This is a genomic window from Asanoa sp. NPDC050611 (genome assembly GCF_040654855.1).
In the GTDB taxonomy this organism is placed as follows: Bacteria; Actinomycetota; Actinomycetes; order Mycobacteriales; family Micromonosporaceae; genus Asanoa.
The window spans coordinates 1-19,633 of sequence record NZ_JBFAIU010000126.1; the positions used below are offsets into that span (position 1 = coordinate 1).

Annotated in this window: 18 protein-coding genes and 1 pseudogene; 2 read left to right on the forward strand and 17 right to left on the reverse strand. The window is 72.9% G+C overall.

Going from position 1 to position 19,633, the window contains the following annotated elements:
• The 4 genes and pseudogenes from AB0H87_RS20315 to AB0H87_RS20330 form a co-directional block, all read right to left on the reverse strand.
• A pseudogene (locus tag AB0H87_RS20315) lies at positions 1-1,485 on the reverse strand (pyruvate dehydrogenase (acetyl-transferring), homodimeric type); the annotation flags it as partial.
• Positions 1,486-1,587: 102 nt separating this feature from the next.
• Positions 1,588-2,211: a GntR family transcriptional regulator gene (locus tag AB0H87_RS20320; RefSeq protein WP_360147534.1), complete on the reverse strand. Its 624-nt coding sequence runs from the start codon at positions 2,209-2,211 to the stop codon at positions 1,588-1,590.
• Between the two features lie 90 nt (positions 2,212-2,301).
• On the reverse strand, positions 2,302-3,225 hold the full coding sequence (locus AB0H87_RS20325) for a PrsW family glutamic-type intramembrane protease (RefSeq protein WP_360147537.1): 924 nt from the start codon (positions 3,223-3,225) through the stop codon (positions 2,302-2,304).
• An 80-nt stretch (positions 3,226-3,305) separates the two neighbouring features.
• The gene (locus AB0H87_RS20330; protein ID WP_360147540.1) at positions 3,306-4,637 is read right to left on the reverse strand and encodes a histidine kinase; all 1,332 of its coding nucleotides are present in this window, start codon (positions 4,635-4,637) and stop codon (positions 3,306-3,308) included.
• Positions 4,638-4,712: 75 nt separating this feature from the next.
• Between AB0H87_RS20330 and AB0H87_RS20335 the strand changes: the two genes are divergently transcribed.
• Positions 4,713-5,354 carry a response regulator transcription factor gene (locus AB0H87_RS20335; RefSeq protein WP_360147582.1) on the forward strand — a complete coding sequence of 214 codons (642 nt, stop codon included), beginning with the start codon at positions 4,713-4,715 and terminating at the stop codon, positions 5,352-5,354.
• Here the strand turns inward: AB0H87_RS20335 and AB0H87_RS20340 are convergent.
• The 10 genes from AB0H87_RS20340 to AB0H87_RS20385 form a co-directional block, all read right to left on the reverse strand.
• Positions 5,336-5,683 (reverse strand): response regulator, encoded by a 348-nt coding sequence (locus tag AB0H87_RS20340; RefSeq protein WP_360147543.1) that lies wholly within the window; start codon positions 5,681-5,683, stop codon positions 5,336-5,338. The two genes, AB0H87_RS20335 and AB0H87_RS20340, sit on opposite strands and share 19 nt — an antisense overlap.
• A gap of 55 nt (positions 5,684-5,738) precedes the next feature.
• Entirely contained in the window at positions 5,739-6,908 is a 1,170-nt protein-coding gene (locus AB0H87_RS20345) for an acyltransferase (RefSeq protein ID WP_360147546.1), read from the reverse strand.
• 64 nt (positions 6,909-6,972) lie between these two features.
• Entirely contained in the window at positions 6,973-7,746 is a 774-nt protein-coding gene (locus AB0H87_RS20350; protein ID WP_360147549.1) for an NAD(P)-dependent oxidoreductase, read from the reverse strand.
• A 13-nt stretch (positions 7,747-7,759) separates the two neighbouring features.
• Positions 7,760-8,644 (reverse strand): GTPase Era, encoded by an 885-nt coding sequence (gene era / locus AB0H87_RS20355; RefSeq protein ID WP_360147552.1) that lies wholly within the window; start codon positions 8,642-8,644, stop codon positions 7,760-7,762.
• Positions 8,641-9,006 carry a cytidine deaminase gene (locus tag AB0H87_RS20360; RefSeq protein WP_360147555.1) on the reverse strand — a complete coding sequence of 122 codons (366 nt, stop codon included), beginning with the start codon at positions 9,004-9,006 and terminating at the stop codon, positions 8,641-8,643. The genes era and AB0H87_RS20360 overlap by 4 nt, the downstream gene beginning before the upstream one ends.
• Positions 8,999-10,351: a hemolysin family protein gene (locus AB0H87_RS20365; RefSeq protein ID WP_360147558.1), complete on the reverse strand. Its 1,353-nt coding sequence runs from the start codon at positions 10,349-10,351 to the stop codon at positions 8,999-9,001. The genes AB0H87_RS20360 and AB0H87_RS20365 overlap by 8 nt, the downstream gene beginning before the upstream one ends.
• Positions 10,348-10,815, reverse strand: a complete 468-nt coding sequence (gene ybeY, locus AB0H87_RS20370) for an rRNA maturation RNase YbeY (RefSeq protein WP_360147561.1) — start codon at positions 10,813-10,815, stop codon at positions 10,348-10,350. Before ybeY ends, AB0H87_RS20365 begins: the two co-directional genes overlap by 4 nt.
• Positions 10,816-10,838: 23 nt before the next feature.
• On the reverse strand, positions 10,839-11,897 hold the full coding sequence (locus AB0H87_RS20375; protein WP_360147564.1) for a PhoH family protein: 1,059 nt from the start codon (positions 11,895-11,897) through the stop codon (positions 10,839-10,841).
• 95 nt (positions 11,898-11,992) lie between these two features.
• Positions 11,993-13,339 carry a serine hydrolase domain-containing protein gene (locus AB0H87_RS20380; protein ID WP_360147567.1) on the reverse strand — a complete coding sequence of 449 codons (1,347 nt, stop codon included), beginning with the start codon at positions 13,337-13,339 and terminating at the stop codon, positions 11,993-11,995.
• Positions 13,336-13,683, reverse strand: a complete 348-nt coding sequence (locus AB0H87_RS20385; protein WP_360147570.1) for a histidine triad nucleotide-binding protein — start codon at positions 13,681-13,683, stop codon at positions 13,336-13,338. Before AB0H87_RS20385 ends, AB0H87_RS20380 begins: the two co-directional genes overlap by 4 nt.
• Positions 13,684-13,725: 42 nt before the next feature.
• Between AB0H87_RS20385 and AB0H87_RS20390 the strand changes: the two genes are divergently transcribed.
• On the forward strand, positions 13,726-16,143 hold the full coding sequence (locus AB0H87_RS20390) for a glycoside hydrolase family 3 C-terminal domain-containing protein (protein ID WP_360147573.1): 2,418 nt from the start codon (positions 13,726-13,728) through the stop codon (positions 16,141-16,143).
• A 191-nt stretch (positions 16,144-16,334) separates the two neighbouring features.
• Here the strand turns inward: AB0H87_RS20390 and AB0H87_RS20395 are convergent, their stop codons facing one another.
• From AB0H87_RS20395 to hrcA, 3 genes are all read right to left on the reverse strand, one after another.
• On the reverse strand, positions 16,335-17,075 hold the full coding sequence (locus AB0H87_RS20395) for a 16S rRNA (uracil(1498)-N(3))-methyltransferase (protein WP_360147576.1): 741 nt from the start codon (positions 17,073-17,075) through the stop codon (positions 16,335-16,337).
• Positions 17,072-18,205, reverse strand: coding sequence for a molecular chaperone DnaJ (gene dnaJ / locus AB0H87_RS20400; RefSeq protein WP_360147585.1), 1,134 nt, complete (start codon positions 18,203-18,205; stop codon positions 17,072-17,074). The genes AB0H87_RS20395 and dnaJ overlap by 4 nt, the downstream gene beginning before the upstream one ends.
• Positions 18,206-18,272: 67 nt before the next feature.
• A complete protein-coding gene (gene hrcA / locus AB0H87_RS20405) occupies positions 18,273-19,292 on the reverse strand; it encodes a heat-inducible transcriptional repressor HrcA (RefSeq protein WP_360147579.1) in 1,020 nt (339 codons plus the stop codon).
• Positions 19,293-19,633 lie beyond the last annotated feature (341 nt).

Genomic DNA, 19,633 nt, shown 5'->3' on the forward strand with positions numbered 1-19,633 from the left:
CAGCGCCTCGAACGGCTTGGCCGACGGCGGCGGCAACGAAACCGGGCGGACCTGGCGCGCCGGGGCAGGGCCGCCCAGGGCGGCGCGGCGCGACCGGAGGTAACGCACCTCTGGGGAGTCCGGGCCCGGGTGCGCATAGGGCATCAGGTCCCCAGCCAGCTCACTGTCCGGAATGGGCAGCTCCAGGAGGTCGCGTAGCGCGCGGAACTCCGCGCCCGTCAGCTTCTTCATCTGGTGGTTCGCGTTGCGCGACTCGAAGCCGGGGCCGAGCGTGTAGCCCTTGATCGTCTGGACCAGGATCACGGTCGGCGCGCCGCGGTGCGACACGGCGGCCTGGTAGGCGGCGTACACCTTGCGGGGCTCGTGACCCGCCCGCGAGTGCTGGAAGCACTCGATGATCTTCTCGTCGCTCAGCCCGGCGGCCATCGCGACCAGCGCCGGGTCGGCGCCGAAGAAGTGCTCGCGGATGTACGCCGCGTCGCGGGCGGCGTACGTCTGGAACTGCCCGTCCGGGACCTCGCGGAGCCGGCGGACGAGCGCGCCCGTGGTGTCGAGCGCGAACAGCTCGTCCCACGCCGAGCCCCAGAGCGCCTTCACGACGTTCCAGCCCGCGGCCCGGAACTGGGCCTCCAGCTCCTGAACGATCTTGAAGTTGGCCCGGACCGGGCCGTCGAGCCGCTGCAGGTTGCAGTTGATCACGAAGGTGAGGTTGTCGAGGCCCTCGCGACCGGCCAGCGCGAGCGCGGCGGTCGACTCCGGCTCGTCCATCTCGCCGTCGCCGAGGAAGGCCCAGACATGGGACGCCGACGTGTCCTTGATGCCCCGGTGCTGCAGGTAGCGGTTGAACCGCGCCTGGTAGATCGCCGACAGCGGGCCGAGGCCCATCGACACCGTCGCGAACTCCCATAGCCACGGCAGCCGGCGGGGGTGCGGGTAGGACGGCAGCCCGTCACCGCCGACCTCCTGCCGGAAGCGGTCGAGCTGATCTGCGCTCAGCCGCCCGTCCAGGAACGCACGGGCGTAGACGCCGGGCGAGGCGTGGCCCTGGATGTAGAGCTGGTCGCCCGACCCGTCGGCCTCCTTGCCCTTGAAGAAGTGCTGGAAGCCGGTCTCGTAGAGCCAGGCCGCGGAGGCGAAGGTGGCGATGTGGCCGCCGAGCCCGAGCCGGCTCCCCCGGCTCACCATCGCGGCGGCGTTCCACCGGTTCCATGCGGTGATCCGCTGCTCCATCGCCTCGTCGCCGGGGAACTCCGGCTCGTCGGCGGTGGGGATGGTGTTGACGTAGTCCGTCTCCAGCAGCGCGGGCAGCTCCAGGCCGGTGCGCGCGCCGTGCTCGAGCGTGCGCCGCATCAGGTACGCGGCCCGCTTCGGACCGGCGGCCGTCCGGACGGCGTCGAGTGAGGCGGCCCACTCGGCGGTCTCCTCCGGGTCGCGGTCGGGGATCTGGTCGAGTGCGCTTGCCGGCTTTCGCCCGATATCGGTCATGCTGCGCCACCTTCTGGGTGCTTCTGCCTGACCCAATAATAGCCCTCTGATCGATGATCGATCAAAGGCCGAATGCAGAAACCCAGCCGGGGGTACGAAGGCTCAGAGCTGCGGCGCGCAGCCGAGCACGTGCTCCTTGACCAGCTCACCGATCCGCGGATCCCGCCGCCGGAAGGCCTCGACGATGGCCTCGTGCTCCTCCGCGTACGACTGCTGCCTGGTCCCCAACCACCGGATCGACAGGTTCGTCCACACCTCGATGCCGAGCGACTCCCAGGCGTGCAGCAGCACGGTGTTGCCGGACGCGCGGACCAGCTGGCGGTGGAACTGCACCGTGTGCCGCACCTGGGCCTCGGAGTCGCCGCCGCGGTCCGCCGCGTAGAGGGCGGCCACCTCGGGCTCCAGGACGGACACGTCGGCGCCGAGCCCGGCCGCGGCGAGCGTCGCGGCGAGCTGCTCCAGGGCCGCCCGCACGGGGTAGATCTCCTCGAGATCGGCCGCGGTCAGGTTGCGGACCCGGACGCCCTTGTTGGGCGCCGACTCGATCAGCCGGAGCACCTCCAGCTCCCGCAGCGCCTCGCGGATCGGCGTCTGGCTGACGTTGAGCTCAGCCGCGATCCGCCGCTCGACGATCCGCTCGCCGGGCTTCCAGCGCCCGTTGACGATCCCCTCGACGATGTACTCGCGGATCTGGCGAGGCAGCGATTGGACGACCGGCGACGCCATGGCGGGCACTCCTCGAAAACGGACGGTTGTATCGACAATACGGCGATGCGCACCGTGGCCTGGACAACGGTGCGCATCGGGAAGCCGGGATCAACGTTCGCTCGCCCGCACCCGCAGGGCCAGCGCGATCACCAGGACCAGCCCGACCACGGCGTCGAGGGCGGGAAGGGCGAAGCTCAGCACGGCGTCGAGGTGGAGCTGGGCCGCGGTGGCCGCGACCGCGATGCCCTCGCGGGCCTGCGCCCACTGCTGCGGCGTGCCGGTCAGGTGCAGGGTGAGCCAGGCGGCGGCAAGGCCGCTGGCGTCCCAGAGCGCGTGCAGCGCCGCGATCACCGCGTAGGCGAGCAGGACCGGCCGGGCCAGCACGGTCGCGCGACCGCGGCGGGCAGCCACGGCGAACAGGGCGGCACCGGCGATCGCGGTCCAGAGGCCGTGGCCGAAGGGGGTCAGGATCCCGCGCAGGAGCTCGGTCTCCACGACGCCGAGCAGCGAGAGGCCGTTCTGGCCGTTGAACAGCGCCTGGAACGCGTACCCGGCGCTCTCGAAGGCGGCGAAGCCGAAGCCGACCGTCGCACCGAGCACCAGGCCGTCGCGCATCGTCCAGCGGCCGAGGCGGCGGGCCATCAGCCACAGCACCGCCAACTTGACGCCCTCCTCGATGAGGCCGACGCCGACGAAGCCGCCCGCGGACGTGTTGTGCACGAACGCCGCCTCCAGGATCGAGGCGCCGAGCACGCCCAGGACTCCGCCGTACAGGAAGGCCGTGAAGATCTTCGACGGGGTGAGGATCGCGTCCGCGTGGTCGAAGGCCCAGGCGACGAACGCGACCGGGACCAGGAACGCGCCGACCAGGATGATGGTCGGCACCAGGTTCACGTTGCCGGTGACGAAGGTGATGACCACGGTGGCCAGCCAGAGCGCGCCGCCGCCGAGCACGATCCGGGACCACGTGGGCAGGTGGCGGCGGCGGGTCGTGGCCCGCTGGTAGGTGATGCGGTACGGATACGTCGTCATGTGGGAAGCGTCCCGCCGGCGACCCCGCCGGCGCTTCGTGGCCAGCCACCATCCGCGCTACCGGCTAGCCGGTAGCGGTCCTACTGGGCAGTGGGGATCGTCGCCGTCAGCGTCGTGCCCGCGCCGGCCGGGCTGGCCACACTCAGCCGCCCGCCGAGGGCCTCGACCCGGTCCGCCAGGCCGACCAGCCCCGTGCCGGCCGCCCGGTCGGCGCCGCCCACACCGTCGTCGCGGACCACCACCTCCAGCGCGCCGCCGGCAACGGCCGCGGACACTTCCACATAGGACGCCCGGGCGTGCTTGGTCGCGTTGGTCAGCGCCTCCGAGACCACGTAGTAGGCGGCCGACTCCACGTCGGCGGGCAGGCGGTCGGCCAGGTCGACCCGCACCTCGACCGGCAGCGCGGCCCGGCGGCCGAGCGTGCGCAGCGCCGCGCCCAGCCCGCTCTCGGTCAGCGCGGCCGGCTGGATCCCGTGCACGAAGTCGCGGAGCTCCTCCGTCGCCGCCACGAGGCCCGCCGCGACCTCGTCGACCTCCGCGCGCAACGACTCCGGTGCCTCGGCCCGCAGCGCCCGCAGGTCCAGCGCCAACGCCACCAGCCGTTGCTGCAGGCCGTCGTGCAGGTCGCGTTCGATCGACCGGCGCACCCGGAAGTCGGCCGCCACGATCCGGGCCCGGGACGCGGTCAGCTCCGCACGGGCCGACGCCAGCCCGGCCGCCATCGCGTTGAGCGCGCGCTCCAGGTCGCCCACCTCCCCCACGCCGGTCGTGACCAGCCGGGCGTCGAGGTCTCCCCGGGCGAACCGGCGGGCCACGGCACCCGCCCGGCGGATGGGCAGCGACACGGTCCGGGTCAGGTAGATGCCCACGAGCACGACCGCCACCAGCGACGCGGCCAGCCCGATACCGGCCGCGGTGACCGCGCGGGTCGTCGCCGTGGCTGCCGCGCGCTCCTGCTCGGCGGCGACGACCCGCTCCTGGGCGAGGAACGCGTCGAGCCGGTGGTCGACGGCGGCGCGCAGCACCGCGGCCGGGTCGGCGCCGCGCTGCGACCGGCGCAGGTAGGCGTCCGAGGCCGCGGTCAGGTCGACGACCCGGCTCTGCTCCCCCGCTCCCCGCAGGTCGAGGTCGGCGAGCGCCGCCGACTGCGCCCGCACGCGATCGGCGGCCGCCAGCTCCGCGGCGGCGCTGTCCGCGACGCCCAGCAGGCGCCCGCGCTGGGCCAGGGCCACGTCACCGACGGCACGGGACAGCCCCTCGGCCGCGATCACCGCCTCCTGCGAGGTGGCCACCCGGCCCTGGGACTCGCGGACGTCGCCGATCGAGCCCAGCATGATCCCGAACGCCGCGGCGGCGACCGCCGTGGGGACGCCGGCGCCGAACAGCACCCGCCCGAGCAGCCCGATCCGCACCCCGTCGCTCCCTCCACCAGCCGTACCATGGTGCCGCCCACCCGCCGGCCGACGACAGGGGCAAGCATGGCAGCGATCCGGGCGGTGCTCGCCGACGACGACGTGCTGCTCCGGGAAGGGCTGGCCGGGCTGCTCACGCAGGCCGGCATCGAGGTGGCCGGCCGGGCCGGCGACGCCGACACCGCGGTCGCGCTGGTCGCGGAGACGGCGCCCGACATCGCGATCCTCGACGTCCGCATGCCGCCCGACCGCACCGCCGGGCTGACCGCGGCCGAGACCATCCGGGCGCGGCACCCGGGCACGGGCGTCCTGGTGCTCTCGGCGCACGTGGCCGTCGAGCACGCGCTGCAGCTGCTCAGCGCGGAGGGCGGCGTCGGCTACCTGCTGAAGAACCGGGTGACCGACGTGGCGAGCTTCGTCGAGGCCGTCCAGCGGGTGGCGGCGGGCGGCTCCGTCGTCGACCCCGACCTCGTCCGCGAGCTGGTCAACGCCCGCCGCCGGGTCGACCCGCTGGCGCCGCTGAGCCCGCGCGAGCGGGAGGTGCTGGCGCTGATGGCCGAGGGCCGGTCCAACGCCGGCATCGCGCAGCAGCTCTGGCTGGCCGAGGGCACGGTCGAGAAGCACGTGCGCAGCATCCTGACGAAGCTCGAGCTGCCCGAGACCGAGGGCGACCACCGCCGGGTGCTGGCCGTCGTCCGCTATCTCGAGGCGCGCTGAATCGCCGCGACCGACAAGTCGGACTTGGCCACGAAACCGACCGCGGCCGAGCCCGCCACCAGGTCCGCGACGTCGTCGGCGCCCAGCGTCGAGATGAGCAGGATCGTCCCACCGAGCCCGCGGCTGGCCAGCGCGTCCGCGACGCCGGCGCCGCTCTCCCCGCCCAGCTGCACGTCGACCAGCGAGACGTCGACCGCGGTCGCGGCGGCCGCGGCCAGCGCGTCGGCACCGGTCGCCGCGGTCGCGACCACCGTCGCGCCCTCGCGCTCGAGCAGCCGCCGGGCCGACCGGACGAACCGCTCGCTGTCGTCGACGATGAGGCACCTCACCCGACCACGATGACCCCGGCCGGCGACGGACCGCATCCCGGCTAGCCGGCAATCTTCAGATCCGCGGACCGGGTGCGCCGTTGGTCCAGCGCGAGACCACGGCGTGGTGGCGGCGCTCCTCGAACCGGGCCGGTGCGCCCGCGCGGTCCCAGCGCCAGAGCAGCGTGGGGCGCTCGACCGGTTCGCGAGGGGCGGGCGCCGGCGAGACCGGGATCGGCAGCGGCGGCCGGCGGCGGGCCCCGGGCAACAGCACCGGGCTGCGCCGCGCGGCCAGGTCCTCGACCCAGCCGAAGGCCGCGACCGCGGCCGTCACGAGCAGCACGACGAAGACCAGCCGGACCGCCACCCGATCGACCTGCAGGCCCTCGTAGCCCAGCGGCGACGCGACCCAGGCGACCAGGATCACGACCGGCATGTGCCACAGGTAGATGGTCAGCGCCCGCGAGTTGAGCACGGTGACCACGCGGTCGAACCAGCCGAACCGGGTGATCCAGTCGGCGCGCGTGGGCATGAAGCCGAGCGCCACCAGGATGAGGCCGGCCGACCACAGCGCGTTGCCGAGCGGGATGTCGTTGAGGTCGTACCCGCGGAAACCGGGGTGCGTCAGGATCCAGGCCAGGCCGGTGGCGCAGAAGACCGCGGCGGCGACCGCGAGCACCGTCCGTGACCAGCGGCGCAGCAGGCCGTCATGGTGGGCGAAGCCGAGCATCCAGGCGCCGAAGTAGAGGCCGAAGTCGCGCAGCGTCGGCGGTCCGGCGAGCAGGCCGAGCTCGAAGACCACCAGCAGGAGGTACGGCGCGATCAGCATCGGCACGGGCGCGCGGCGGAACAGCCACAGCGCGAGCGGGGAGACGAGCACGAACCAGAGGTAGTCGCGCAGGTACCAGATCGTGCTCAGCGCGAGCGCGCCCCAGTGGTTGGCCGGCGGGTCGGCCAGCGGCACCACCCAGAGCAGCAGCCTCCAGTGCGCGTCGAGCCCGGTCAGCCACATCGCCGGCACGAAGACCGCGGACAGCAGCCACAGCGACGGCAGCAGGCGGCGCAGCCGGCGACCGACCGCACGGACGCCGGAGCGGTCCAATGAGGACGCCATCAACGAACCGCCGAGTGCGAACATCACGGACATCGCGGGCAGGAAGGACAGCAGCGTCCACCCTGACGTGTGGTAGACGACGACGCGCGCGATGGCCACCCCGCGCAGGAGGTCTATGTAACGGTTTCGCATCGGGCCAAGCCGTACCCCGGGATCTTTCACCGTCAAACCTCAGCCGCCGGTGAGCAATCCCACATCACCAGAGCGGCCTGCCCAGCGGCACCGCGCAGAACACCCCGCCGAGGTGGGCGTGCGCTTCCGCGTCGCTGGGCGCGGCCAGGTGGGCGACGGTGGCGGAGTCGTCGGCCGGTGCGTAGCCGACCTCGCCGTCGAGCTCGAGCCAGCCTTCGGCGTTCGCGCTCACGCCCCAGATGACGCGGAAACCGGTCACCGGGGTGTCGACCAGCGCACGGAAGAGGCGTACGCAGTCGTCGGGCGACAGCCAGATGGGCACGTCCACTTCGGACCACGGTGTCTCCTGGAACGCACCGATCCGCACGGCGAACACGGTCAGGCCGAAGCGGTCGCTGTAGAGCCCGCCGAGCGACTCGATCGCGCCCTTGGTCCAGCCGTAGAAGGTGTCGGGTCGCGGCGCGGACGACGCCGGGAGCGGGGTCGCGGTCGGTGTGCGGAAGCCGGCCGCGTGGATCGACGAGGCCAGGATCACCTTGGGTACGCCCGCCAGCCGGGCGGCCTCCAGCACGGTGCGCGTCCCGTCGATGTTGACCCGCACCAGGTCTTCCCAGACGGACTCGCTCGGTATGCCGGCGAGGTGGATGACCGCGTCGACGTCGGCGCAGGCCGCCACCATCGCGTCGAGGTCGCCGATCACGCCACGGACGGTCTCGACACCGTCCACCGCCTCCTGCGGCACGACGTCGAACGAACGCACCGAGTATTCATCGGCGAGACGCTGCGTGAGCAGGCTCCCGATCCGGCCGGCGCCTCCGGTGATCAGCACCCGCCGCATCGCACCTCCCGGCTCAGAACCCCAGCTTCCGCAGCTGCCGGGGATCGCGCTGCCACTCCTTGGCCACACGTACGTGCAGGTCCAGGTAGACCCGGCGGCCCAGGAGTGCCTCGATCTCCTGGCGCGAGCGGGTGCCGATCTCCTTGAGCCGGCTCGCCCGCGCCCCGATCACGATAGCTTTCTGGCTCTGGCGCTCGACGTAGACGTCCGCATAGATCTTGGTGACGTCACCCTCGTCGAACATCTCCTCGACCACGACGGCGATCGAGTGCGGCAGCTCGTCGCGGACGCCTTCCAGGGCCGCCTCGCGGACCAGCTCGGCGATCAGCACCTGCTCCGGCTCGTCGGTGACCATGTCGTCCGGGTAGAGCCGCGGCGACTCCGGGAGGAAGCCGGTCATCACGTCGACCAGCGTGTCGACCTGCTCGCCGGTCTGCGCGCTGACCGGGACCACCGCGGCGAAGTCGGCCAGCTCACCGACCGCCGCGAGCTGACGCGCCAGCGTGGCCTTGTCGACCAGGTCGGTCTTCGTGACGACGGCCAGCACGGTGGCCTTCAGCTCGCCCAGCTCGCCCGTGATGAACCGGTCACCGCGGCCCACCGGCTCGTTGGCCGGGATGCACAGGCCGATCACGTCGACCTCGCTCCAGGTGGTCCGGACCAGGTCGTTGAGGCGCTCGCCGAGCAGGGTCCGCGGGCGGTGCAGGCCGGGGGTGTCGACCAGGACGAGCTGGGACTCGGGGCGGTGCAGCACCGCCCGGATCACGTGCCGGGTGGTCTGCGGCTTGCTCGACGTGATGGCGATCTTCTGTCCGACGATCGCGTTGGTCAGCGTGGACTTGCCGGCGTTGGGGCGCCCGACGAAACAGGCGAAGCCGGCCCTGTAGGTGGCGCTCATGCGCTGACCGTGCCGAGCACCGTGCCGTCCGGCGCGGCCACGTGGATCGGTGCGTCGGCGGAGAGGTCGCGGACCACGGCGTGGCCGGAGCCGTCCAGGGTGCTGGCCTCGGTGACCACCGCGGCCGCTTCGATCTTGGTGGCGCCGGCGGCGGCCGCCGAGGCGACGGCGAGCTGCAGCGCGGTCATGCTCAGCGAGGGCAGCGCCACGGTCGCCGCGGCGTACGTGCGGCCGTCCTGGTCGCGCACCGCGGCGCCCTCGACGGCGGCGGCCCGGGCCCGGGCACCGCGCGCCAGGGTCACCAGCTTGGTGTCCTCCGCGTCGAGCTGGGCGGGCGGCCCGAGCTGGGGCGACTCAAACATCCGCGGGTTGCCTCTCGTCACTGTCTTCGTTGTCGTTGTCGTCGTGGGAGGCCCGGCGGACCAGCACCGTGTCGATCCGGTTGCGCCGACCGACCACGCCCTCGGCGACCATGTGCAGGCCGTCGACGGTGGCCTCGGCGCCCGGGATCGGCACCCGGCCGAGCGCCTGGGCCAGCAGGCCGCCGACGGTCTCGACCTCGTCGGTGGGCAGGTCGACGTCGAACAGCTCGCTGAGGTCCTCGACCGGCACCCGCGCCGCCACCCGGACGGCGCCGTCCGCGAGGTGCTCGATCGGCGGGCGCTCGTTGTCGTACTCGTCGGTGATCTCGCCGACGATCTCCTCGAGGATGTCCTCGATCGTGACGAGGCCGGCGGTGCCGCCGTACTCGTCGACGACGACGACCAGGTGGGTACGCGCGGCCTGCATCTCGGAGAGCAGGTCGTCGACGGGCTTGGACTCGGGCACGAACGTGGCGTCGCGCATCACCTCGGCGACCGGTACGTCCTCGTCGCCGTCGAGACCGCCCTCGTTGCGCCGTATGACGTCCTTGAGGTAGAGGATGCCGAGCACGTCGTCGACGTTCTCGCCGATCACCGGGATCCGGGAGAAGCCGGAGCGCAGGAACAGCGCCAGCGCCTGGCGCAGCGTCTTGCCGCCCTCGATCCACACCATGTCGGTGCGCGGCACCATCACCTCGCGGGCGATCGTGTCGCCGAGCTCGAACACCGAGTGGATCATCTGGCGTTCGCCGCTCTCCACGACGCCGCGCTGCTCGGCGAGGTCGACCAGCTCCCGCAGCTCGACCTGGGTGGCGAACGGGCCCTCGCGGAAGCCGCGCCCCGGTGTCACCGCGTTGCCGATCAGGATCAGCAACGAGGCGAGCGGGTTGAGCGCCCGGCCCAGCCAGCGCACCAGCGGCGCGGTGGCGCGGCCGACCGCGTACGCGTTCTGCCGGCCTATCGTCCGTGGCGCGACGCCGACGACGACGAAGCTGACCACCGTCATCGCGCCGGCGGTGACCAGCGCCGCCCGCCAGCCGATGTTCCAGGTATCCACCGCGACCAGGGCGACCAGCGTGGTCGCGGTCAGCTCGCAGATCAGCCGCAGGAGCAGCAGCAGGTTGATGTGCCGGACCGCGTCAGAGGCGACGATCTGCAGCGTACGGGCGCCCCGCACACCCTCCCGGGCCAGTTCGCCGGCCCGGGCCGGTGACACGGCGCCGAGCGCGGCGTCGGTCATCGCGAAGAACCCGCCGAGGACGACGAGGCCCGCGGCGACCAACAGGAGCTGGATGTCGGGCAGTCCCGGCTGGACCGCGGCGGCGTCGGCGGCTAAGTGGATCACCGTGCCCGCGCCGCCCGCCAGCCGGTCAGGAGCCGCGACTGCAGCTCGAACATCTCCCGCTCCTCCTCCGGCTCCGCGTGGTCGTAGCCCAGCAGGTGGAGGACCCCGTGCACGGTGAGCAGGTGCAGCTCGTCGGCGGCCGAGTGGCCGGCGGTCACCGCCTGCTTGGCGGCCACCTCGGGGCACAGCACGATGTCGCCGAGCAGGGCCGGCTCGGAGCCGGTCACCTCGCCCGGGCCGTGGTCGACGCTGCCCTCGTCCATGGGGAAGGCGAGCACGTCGGTGGGGCCGTCACCGCCCATCCAGCGGTGGTTGAGCTCGGTCATGTAGTCGACGTCGACGAGCAGCACGGACAGCTCGGCGAGCGGGTTGACACCCATCTCGTCGAGGGCGTGGCGGGCGACGGCGAGCACCTCGTCGGTGTCGACGGCGACGCCGGACTCGTTGGCGATCTCGATGGACAACACTGCCTCTTTCGGAAAAAGCTCTATCGGCGCCGGCTGGTGCGCTGGGCCGCCGCGCCCCGGCCGGGCACCGCGTGCACGCCCTGGGCCTGCCGGGCCTCGCGCTCGGCGTCCCACTTGCCGTAGGCGTCGACGATCTCGCCGACGAGCCGGTGCCGCACCACGTCGCTGCTGCTCAGCGTCGCGAAGTGGATGTCGTCGAGCCCGTCGAGGATCTCGCGCACCAGGCGCAGCCCGCTGGTCGAGCCGCCGGGCAGGTCGACCTGGGTGATGTCGCCGGTGACGACGACCTTCGAACCGAACCCGAGCCGGGTCAGGAACATCTTCATCTGCTCGGGCGTCGTGTTCTGGGCCTCGTCGAGGATGATGAACGCGTCGTTGAGCGTGCGGCCGCGCATGTAGGCCAGCGGCGCGACCTCGATCGTGCCCGCCGCCATCAGCTTCGGGATCGACTCGGGGTCGAGCATGTCGTGCAGCGCGTCGTAGAGCGGGCGCAGGTAGGGGTCGATCTTCTCGTAGAGCGTGCCGGGCAGGAAGCCGAGCCGCTCACCGGCCTCGACCGCGGGCCGCGTCAGGATGATCCGGTTGACCTGCTTGGCCTGCAGGGCCTGGACGGCCTTGGCCATGGCCAGGTAGGTCTTGCCGGTGCCGGCGGGGCCGATGCCGAAGACGACGGTGTTCTCGTCGATCGCGTCGACGTAGCGCTTCTGGCCCAGCGTCTTGGGGCGGATGGTGCGCCCGCGGCGGGAGAGGATGTTGAGGGTGAGCACCTCCGCGGGGCGCTCGACCGTGCCCTGCTCGAGCATCCCGACCGTGCGGCGGACCGCGTCGGTGGTCAGCGTCTCGCCCTTCTGGATGAGCTCGAGAAGCTCGGTGAACAGGCGCTCGGCCTGCGCGTTCTCCGCAGGGGCACCGGTGATGGTGATCTCGTTGCCGCGCACGTGGACGTCGCTGGCTACCGAGCGTTCGACGAGTCGCAGGATCTCGTCTCCCGCGCCGAGGAGGTTGACCATGATCTGCGGATCGGGCACCGTGATCTTGGTCTGCACCCGGGGCTGGCCGGGGGGTGGAGTGCCGGTCATAAGTCGGACCCGCGGGCCCTGCGCCACCTGCTCTCATCTCGTGCGGACGTAGGAGTCAATCGTATCGGTTGAACGTCCGAGGCACCGCGCCCATTTCAGGCCGTGAAGGAGTGCCCCTCGAACGTCTGCTGATCCCGGGTGAACCGATAGGTGGCCCAGTGCATGCGCACGACCCGCCCGTCGGCATCACGCGTCAACCGGAGCAACTCGCCAACCTCACGACCGGATACGGTGCGAAGAATGTCCGGATTGTCGGCTGATGGACGGAACACCGCCGGTGGGACGCCGGCCGGCGACAACGCGTTCCGGGACCGCAGCGCCCCGTCGTGCCAGCTGAACACGTGCTCGAAGCCCTCGCTCCACCAGCGCCCGAGCACCGACCGGTAGGCCTCCGGCGCCGGCTCGCCCGGCGTCCACGGCTCGATCTCCGCCGGGTCGTTCTCGACGGCCGCGGCCAGCAGCTTGTGCGGCAGCTCCACGGTCTCCAGCGCCGTGCCGGAGGCGCCGAGCACCGCGGCACCGAAACCGGCCGGGCCGGGCTGGCCGGTCAGCGCCCGCGGCCGCCCGTAGACGCCGGCCAAGAAGCCGGGCATCGCCCCGTCGTGGCCGACGTGCACAACCCGCTCGCCGCGCGGCACCAGGATCAGCCCGAGGCCGAAGCCGACCGCCCAGAGCCCCTGGTCGGTGGTCGTGACCGGCCAGCGCATCTCCTCGAGCGTGGCGGGCGCCAGGACCGCGCCGGCCGGGTCGACGGCCGCGGGGTCGGCGAGGAACGCTCCCCACTTGGCCATGTCGGCGGCCGTGCTCCAGAGCTGCGCGGCCGGGCCGACCGCGCCGAAGTCCATCGGCGGCTCGGCCCGGGCGGCGTCGGAGTAGACGTCGACCAGGTAGCCCGTGGTGGCGGAGGCCGGCCGGGCGACCGAGGTGTCGGTCAGGCCCAGCGGCCCGAGCACCTCGTCGGCGAGCACCTCGCCCCAGGTGCCACCGCGCAGCCGGGCGACGGCCAGGCCGAGCAGGGCGACGCCCAGGTTCGAGTAGTGGTAGCGGCGGGCCGGCGGCAGCACCCGCTCCGCGCGCTCCAGGTCGGCGACGAGCGTGGGCGCGTCGGGCGCGACCAGGGTGTCCCAGACGTCCCCGTACGGCTCGCGCTGGATGCCGCTGGTGTGCGAGAGCAGCCGGCGGATCGTCAGCTCGCCGTGCGCGGGCACCTCGAGGTGCCGGCCGATCGGGTCGTCGAGGTCGAGCAGGCCCGCGTCGCGGGCGCGCATGACCAGCACCGCGGTGAAGGTCTTGGTGACAGAGCCGATCCGGAACGCGGCCGCGGGCTCGGCACCGACCGCGAGGCTCCACAACGGACGGTCGGCCCGGTGCACGGCGGCGGACAGCGCCGGGATGCGGGCCTGGGCCTGGGTCTCCCGGACCAGCCGGTCGAGCGCCTTCACTTGCAGACCATCGGGCCGAGCGGCTCGCCGCCCAGCACGTGCGCGTGGACGTGGTCGAGTTCCTGGCCGCCGTACACGCCGGTGTTGAAGATGGTCCGGAAGCCGTCGGCCAGCAGCCCCTCGGTCTCGGCGACCACCGCCACGGTCGCCATCAGGTCGCCGGCCAGCTCCTGGTCGTCCGTCGCGAGGGTGGCGATGTCGGCGTAGTGCGCCTTCGTCACGACGAGCACGTGCACCTCGGCCTTCGGGTTGATGTCGCGGAAGGCCAGCGTGGTGTCGGTCTCGCGGACCACGGTCGCCGGCAGCTCCCCGGCCACGATCCGGCAGATCAGGCAGTCGTTCACGAGGGGATCGTAGTGACGACCGGATAAGGCATGATGACCCGCGTGGAGCAGACAGGACATCGGGCCGCGATAGAGAGCGCTCTCGCGACCCTCGACCTCGAGACCAAAGTCCGACTTCTCACAGGTCAGGACTACTGGCGGCTGCCGGCGATCCCTGAGATCGGGCTGGCCAGCCTCACCATGTCGGACGGCCCGATCGGCGTCCGCGGCGTGGTGTGGGCGCCCGACAACCCGTCGGTGGCATTGCCCAGCCCGACGGCGCTCGCCGCGACCTGGGACCCGGAGGTGTCCCGCCTGGCCGGCCGGGTGCTCGGGCAGGAGTGCCGGTCCCGGGGCATCCACATCCTGCTCGCGCCGACCGTCAACCTGCACCGCAGCCCGCTGGCCGGCCGGCACTTCGAGTGCTACTCCGAGGACCCGCTGCTGACCGCCGAGATCGGTCTCGGATACGTGGCCGGCCTCCAGTCGCAGGGCGTCGGCGCGCAGGTCAAGCACTACGTCGCCAACGACTCCGAGACCGAGCGGTTCACCGTCGACGTCCGGGTGTCGCAGCGTGCGCTGCGCGAGCTCTACCTCGTGCCGTTCGAGCGGATCGTGGCCGCCGGCGTGTGGAGCCTGATGGCCGCGTACAACGGCGTCAACGGCTCGACGATGACCGAGCACGACGAGCTGATCAACGGCCTGCTCAAGGGCGAGTGGCAGTTCGACGGCGCGGTCGTGTCCGACTGGACCGCCGCCCGCACCACCGTGCCCGCCGCGACCGGCGGCCTCGACGTCGCGATGCCGGCGTTCGCCGCGCCGTGGGGCGACAAGCTGGTCGCCGCCGTCCGCGCCGGTGACGTGTCCGAGGAGCAGATCGACGACAAGGTCCGCCGCATCCTGCTGCTCGCCGGCCGCGTCGGCGCGTGGGACCGGGTGCCGCCGGTGGTGCCGGCCTCGGCCGCGACCACCGAGCTCGACGTCGATGCCGCGGCGCGGGAGATCGCGAGCCGCTCGTTCGTGCTCGCCCGCAACGAGGGCGGCGTGCTCCCCCTCGACGCCGGCGCGCTGCGCAAGGTCGCGGTGTTCGGTGCGCTGGCCGACGACGCCCGGATCCTGGGCGGCGGCTCGGCCCGGGTGCTGCCCCGGCACATCGTGTCGCCGCTGGCCGGCCTGACCGCCGCGCTGCCCGGCACCGAGGTGGTCTACGCCGTCGGCGCCGACCCGCGCCCGGAGCTGGCCGCGGCCACCGGACTGGAGTGGACGCCGATCACCACGACGCTGCGCGACGCCGCCGGCGAGGCGCTCTACGAGTCGACGATCGACGCCGCCGACGTGCGCTGGATGGGCGACCTGCCCGCCGGCGTCGACCCCGCCTCCGCCGCGACCGTCGAGATCTCCGCGACGTTCACGCCGTCGGTCACCGGCACCCACCTGCTGGCCGCCAACGGCTTCGGCAACCTGGTGCTGCGGGTCGGCGGCGAGACGGTGTTCGAGGAGCAGGTCTACGCGCCCGGCGACGACCCGGTGACCACCGCGTTCCTCACGCCGGTCGAGAACCGCGTCCCGGTCGAGGCGGTCGCCGGCAAGCCGGTCGACGTCGTGCTGTCGCACCAGATCTACCCGGGCCGGCACGGGTTCGTGACGCTGACCCTCGGCCACGGCCGCCCCGTCGCCGACGACGAGACGCTGCTCGACGAGGCGGCCCGGGTCGCGGCGGAGGCCGACGTCGCCGTCGTGGTCGTCGGCACCACCGAGGAGGTCGAGTCCGAGGGCTTCGACCGCACGTCGCTGGACCTGCCGGGCCGGCAGGACGAGCTGGTCGCCCGGGTCGCGGCGGCCAACCCGCGCACCGTGGTCGTGGTCAACGCCGGTTCGCCGGTGCTGATGCCGTGGGTCGACGACGTCGCGGCGGTGCTGCTGACCTGGTTCCCGGGTCAGGAGGCCGGTGCGGCGCTGGCCGACGTGCTGCTCGGGGCCGCCGAGCCGGGCGGCCGGCTGCCGACCACCTGGCCGCGGGCGACGGCGGACCTGCCGGTGCTGTCCACCACGCCGACCGACGGCACGCTGACGTACGACGAGGACGTGCTGATCGGCTACCGGGGCTGGACCGCCGAACCGCTCTTCCCGTTCGGCCACGGGCTGGGCTACACGACCTGGGCGTACGAGTCGCTCACCGTCGAGTCCGGCGCGGCCGTGGTCACGGTCCGGAACACCGGCGCACGGGCCGGCCGCGAGGTCGTGCAGGTGTACGTCGGCGCGACCACCGGCGACGGCCCGGTGCGACCGGCGCGCTGGCTGGCCGGGTTCGTCAACGTCACCGCGGCACCGGGCGAGGCCGTGACCGTCCGGGTCCCCTTGCCGGAGCGGACCTTCCAGGTCTGGGTCGACGGCGCGTGGCGGACCGTGCCGGGCACCTACCGGGTCGAGGCGTCGGCCGCGGTCAACGATCCGAAACTGACTGCCACGGTCGATGTGTGACCAAAGGACGATCTTGCCCTGGTCGGCAAATGGCGAATGTTCGACGTTCGCTCGAACGGGGAGGGCGGACTTGCTGAAGACCGGGTGATGTGGTCTCGTATATGGGACGGCCGGCGCCTTCCCCCGTGGGTGCCGGCCGTCGACCATGTTCGATGGAGTTTGCCGGCCGACCTGTGTGTTTCCTGTGCCGGCTAAGGGTTCCAGCGGCCGAGCCGGGCGCTCAGCACCGCCAGTGCCGCGACTCCCGCCGTCGACGTGCGCAGCACCGTCGGGCCCAGTCGCACCGTCGTCGCGCCGGCGGCCGCGAACGCGGCGACCTCGTCCGGCGCGATGCCGCCTTCGGGACCGACCACCAGGACCACGTCGCCCTTCTCCGGCAGCGGCGCGGTGGCCAGGGCGGCGGACGCCTCCTCGTGCAGCACGAACGCCGCGGCGGCCGCGCCGAGCCGGGCGGCCACCCGGCGGGTCGACTCGTCGGGGTCACCGGCGACCGTCGGGCACCAGGAGCGCCGGGACTGCTTGGCCGCCTCCCGGGCCGTGGCCACCCAGCGCTCGCGCGCCTTGTCGCCGCGCTCGGCCCGCCAGCGGGCCACCGAGCGGGCGGCCGCCCACGGCACGATCTCGTCGACGCCGACCTCGGTCATCGCCTGCACGGCCAGCTCGCCCCGGTCGCCCTTGGCGATGCCCTGCACGACGACGAGCCGGGGGTCGGGCGCGGGCTCGTACCCCCGCGAGGTGATCGCCAGGGTCAGCGAGCCCTTGCCGGCGGCCGTGACGACCGCCTCGGCCGTGCCCCCACGGCCGTCGGCGAGCAGGAGCTCCTCACCGACACCGAGACGTTGCACGGTCGCGGCGTGCCGGCCTTCCGGCCCGTCGAGCACGAACTCCGCGCCGGAGGGCAGCCCGTCGACGAGGAACAGGGGTCGACTCAATGGCCGTTGAACGCGTCGCGTACCCGCGAGAAGAAGCCGCCCTGCTTGGTCAGCTCGGCCACCTCTTCGCCCCGGGACCGGGAGAACTCGCGCAGCACCCGCTCCTGGTCGGCGGTCAGCTTGGTCGGGGTGCGCACGTCGAGGTGCACGTAGAGGTCGCCGCGGCCGGCGCCGCGCAGGTGCGGCACGCCCCGCGCGCGCAGCCGCAGCGTCGAGTTGGGCTGGGTGCCCGGCTTGACGTCGACCGTCTCCTCGCTGTCGAGCGTCTTGATGGTCAGCCGGGTGCCGAGCGCCGCCGCCGTCATCGGCACGGTGACGCGGCAGTGCAGGTCGTCGCCCTTGCGGGAGTAGACGTCGTGCGGCCGCTCGTGGATCTCGACGTAGAGGTCGCCGGCCGTGCCGCCGCCGGGGCCGACCTCGCCCTGCTGGGCGAGCCGGATCCGCATGCCGTCCTCGACGCCGGCCGGGATCTTCACGGTCAGCGAGCGCCGGGTGCGCACGCGGCCGTCGCCGGCGCAGGTCGGGCACGGGTGCGGGATGACCGTGCCGTAGCCCTGGCAGACCGTGCACGGGCGGGACGAGACGACCTGGCCCAGGAACGTGCGCTGGACCGACTGGACCTCGCCGCGGCCGCCACACGTCTCGCAGGTGGCCAGGTGGGTGCCCGCCGCCGTGCCGGCGCCGGAGCAGGTGGTGCAGAGCACGGCGGTGTCGACCGTGATCGGCGCCTCGACGCCGAACGCGGTCTCCAGCAGGTCGAGCTCGAGCCGCAGGATCGCGTCGGCGCCGGGCCGGGTGCGCGGGCGCGGGCCACGCGCGCCGCCGCCGGCCGCACCGAAGAACGCGTCCATGATGTCCTGGAAACCGACGAACGGGCCCGCGCCGGGGCCGCCGCCCGGCCCGCCGCCGCCCGGGGCGAGCGGGTCGCCGCCGAGGTCGACGATCTGCCGCTTCTGGTCGTCGGAGAGGACCTCGTAGGCCGCGTTGATCTCCTTGAACTTCTCGGCGGCCGCGGGATCGGGGTTGACGTCGGGGTGGTACTGACGCGCCAGCTTCCGGTACGCGCGCTTGATGTCGTCGTCGCTGGCGTCTCGGGCGATCCCGAGAATCCCGTAGTAATCCCTGGCCACTGTGTTCTGAGTCCTCATGTCGTCTCGCTTGTGCCGGCCGCCGGTGATCAGGTCTGGGGGTGGTGGTTCAGTTCTGCGCCAGCATCTCGCCTACGTAGCGTGCCACGGCGCGCACGGTCGCGATGGTGCCGGGGTAGTCCATCCGGGTGGGCCCGAGCACACCGAGCCCACCGACGATGGTGACACCCGGGCCGTAGCCGGTGCTCACGATCGACGTCGACCGGAGGTTGTCGATCTCGTTCTCGTCGCCGATCCGGACCCGGGTGATCGGCTCCACCTCGCCGATCAGCTTGAGCAGGATGACCTCTTCCTCCAGCGCCTCGAGGATCGGGCGCAGCGAGCCCTGGAAGTCGAGCAGCCCGCCGCGGGTCAGGTTGGCCGTGCCGGCCAGCGCGACCCGCTCCTCGTGCCGCTCGACGAGCGTCTCCAGCAGCACCGTGGAGAGCGCGACCGTGGCCGCGCTCAGCTCCGGTGCGGACTCGTCGACCAGCGCCTGCACCAGTGGGGGCGTGTCGGCGAGCTTGCTGCCGCAGAGCTTCTCGTTGGTCAACCGGCGCAGCGTCGTGACCTGGGCCTCGTCGATCGGGGCGGGCAGGTCGACCACCCGCTGCTCGACCCGGCCCGTGTTGGCGATCATGACGACCATCAGCCGGGTGGTGGAGATGGGCACCAGCTCCAGGTGGCGGACCGTCGACCGGGCCAGGCTCGGATATTGCACGACGGCGACCTGGCGGGTGAGCTGCGCCAGCAGGCGGACCGTGCGGTGCACGACGTCGTCGAGGTCGACCGCGCCGACCAGGAACCGCTCGATCGCGCGCCGCTCGGCCGGGCTCAGTGGCTTGACCGTCGACAGCCGGTCGACGAACAGCCGGTAACCCCGGTCGGTGGGCACCCGGCCGGCGCTGGTGTGCGGCTGCCGGATGTAGCCCTCCTCCTCGAGGACGGCCATGTCGTTGCGCACCGTGGCGGGGGAAACGCCCAGCTGGTGACGCTCGACGAGGGACTTGCTGCCGACCGGTTCCTGGGTGGCGACGTAGTCCTCGACGATCGCCCGCAGCACGTCGAGCTTGCGGTCATCGAGAGCCATTCGTCACCCCCTCCAGCCTTCTGGCACTCGACTGTAGCGAGTGCCAGTCTACGACGCACCGGTCCACCTAGCGATGATCGCTGTTCGCGGTCGCCAAGCTGTCCAGAAGGAGTCACAACTCGCATCTGGCGCGCGTTGATCGATACCCCTACCGTGTCGGGCATGACTGAGCCACCCCGGCCACCCGGCGAGGGTCCTTCCGACCCTAACTACCCGCCGCCCCCATACCAGCCCACCTCGGGAGGCGGGGGCTACCCACCGCCCACCTCGGGCGGCGGTGCCTACCCGCCCGCCGGCGGCTGCCCGCCACCCGTCGTCCGCGGCCGTCGCCCAGGACTCCG

Bases quoted from the DNA above. Each gene is read 5' to 3' on its own strand.
- AB0H87_RS20320 (WP_360147534.1), bottom strand. From the start codon at position 2,211: ATGGCGTCGCCGGTCGTCCAATCGCTGCCTCGCCAGATCCGCGAGTAC.
- AB0H87_RS20325 (WP_360147537.1), bottom strand. From the start codon at position 3,225: ATGACGACGTATCCGTACCGCATCACCTACCAGCGGGCCACGACCCGC.
- AB0H87_RS20345 (WP_360147546.1), bottom strand. From the start codon at position 6,908: ATGCGAAACCGTTACATAGACCTCCTGCGCGGGGTGGCCATCGCGCGC.
- AB0H87_RS20350 (WP_360147549.1), bottom strand. From the start codon at position 7,746: ATGCGGCGGGTGCTGATCACCGGAGGCGCCGGCCGGATCGGGAGCCTG.
- era (WP_360147552.1), bottom strand. From the start codon at position 8,644: ATGAGCGCCACCTACAGGGCCGGCTTCGCCTGTTTCGTCGGGCGCCCC.
- AB0H87_RS20360 (WP_360147555.1), bottom strand. From the start codon at position 9,006: ATGTTTGAGTCGCCCCAGCTCGGGCCGCCCGCCCAGCTCGACGCGGAG.
- AB0H87_RS20375 (WP_360147564.1), bottom strand. From the start codon at position 11,897: ATGACCGGCACTCCACCCCCCGGCCAGCCCCGGGTGCAGACCAAGATC.
- hrcA (WP_360147579.1), bottom strand. From the start codon at position 19,292: ATGGCTCTCGATGACCGCAAGCTCGACGTGCTGCGGGCGATCGTCGAG.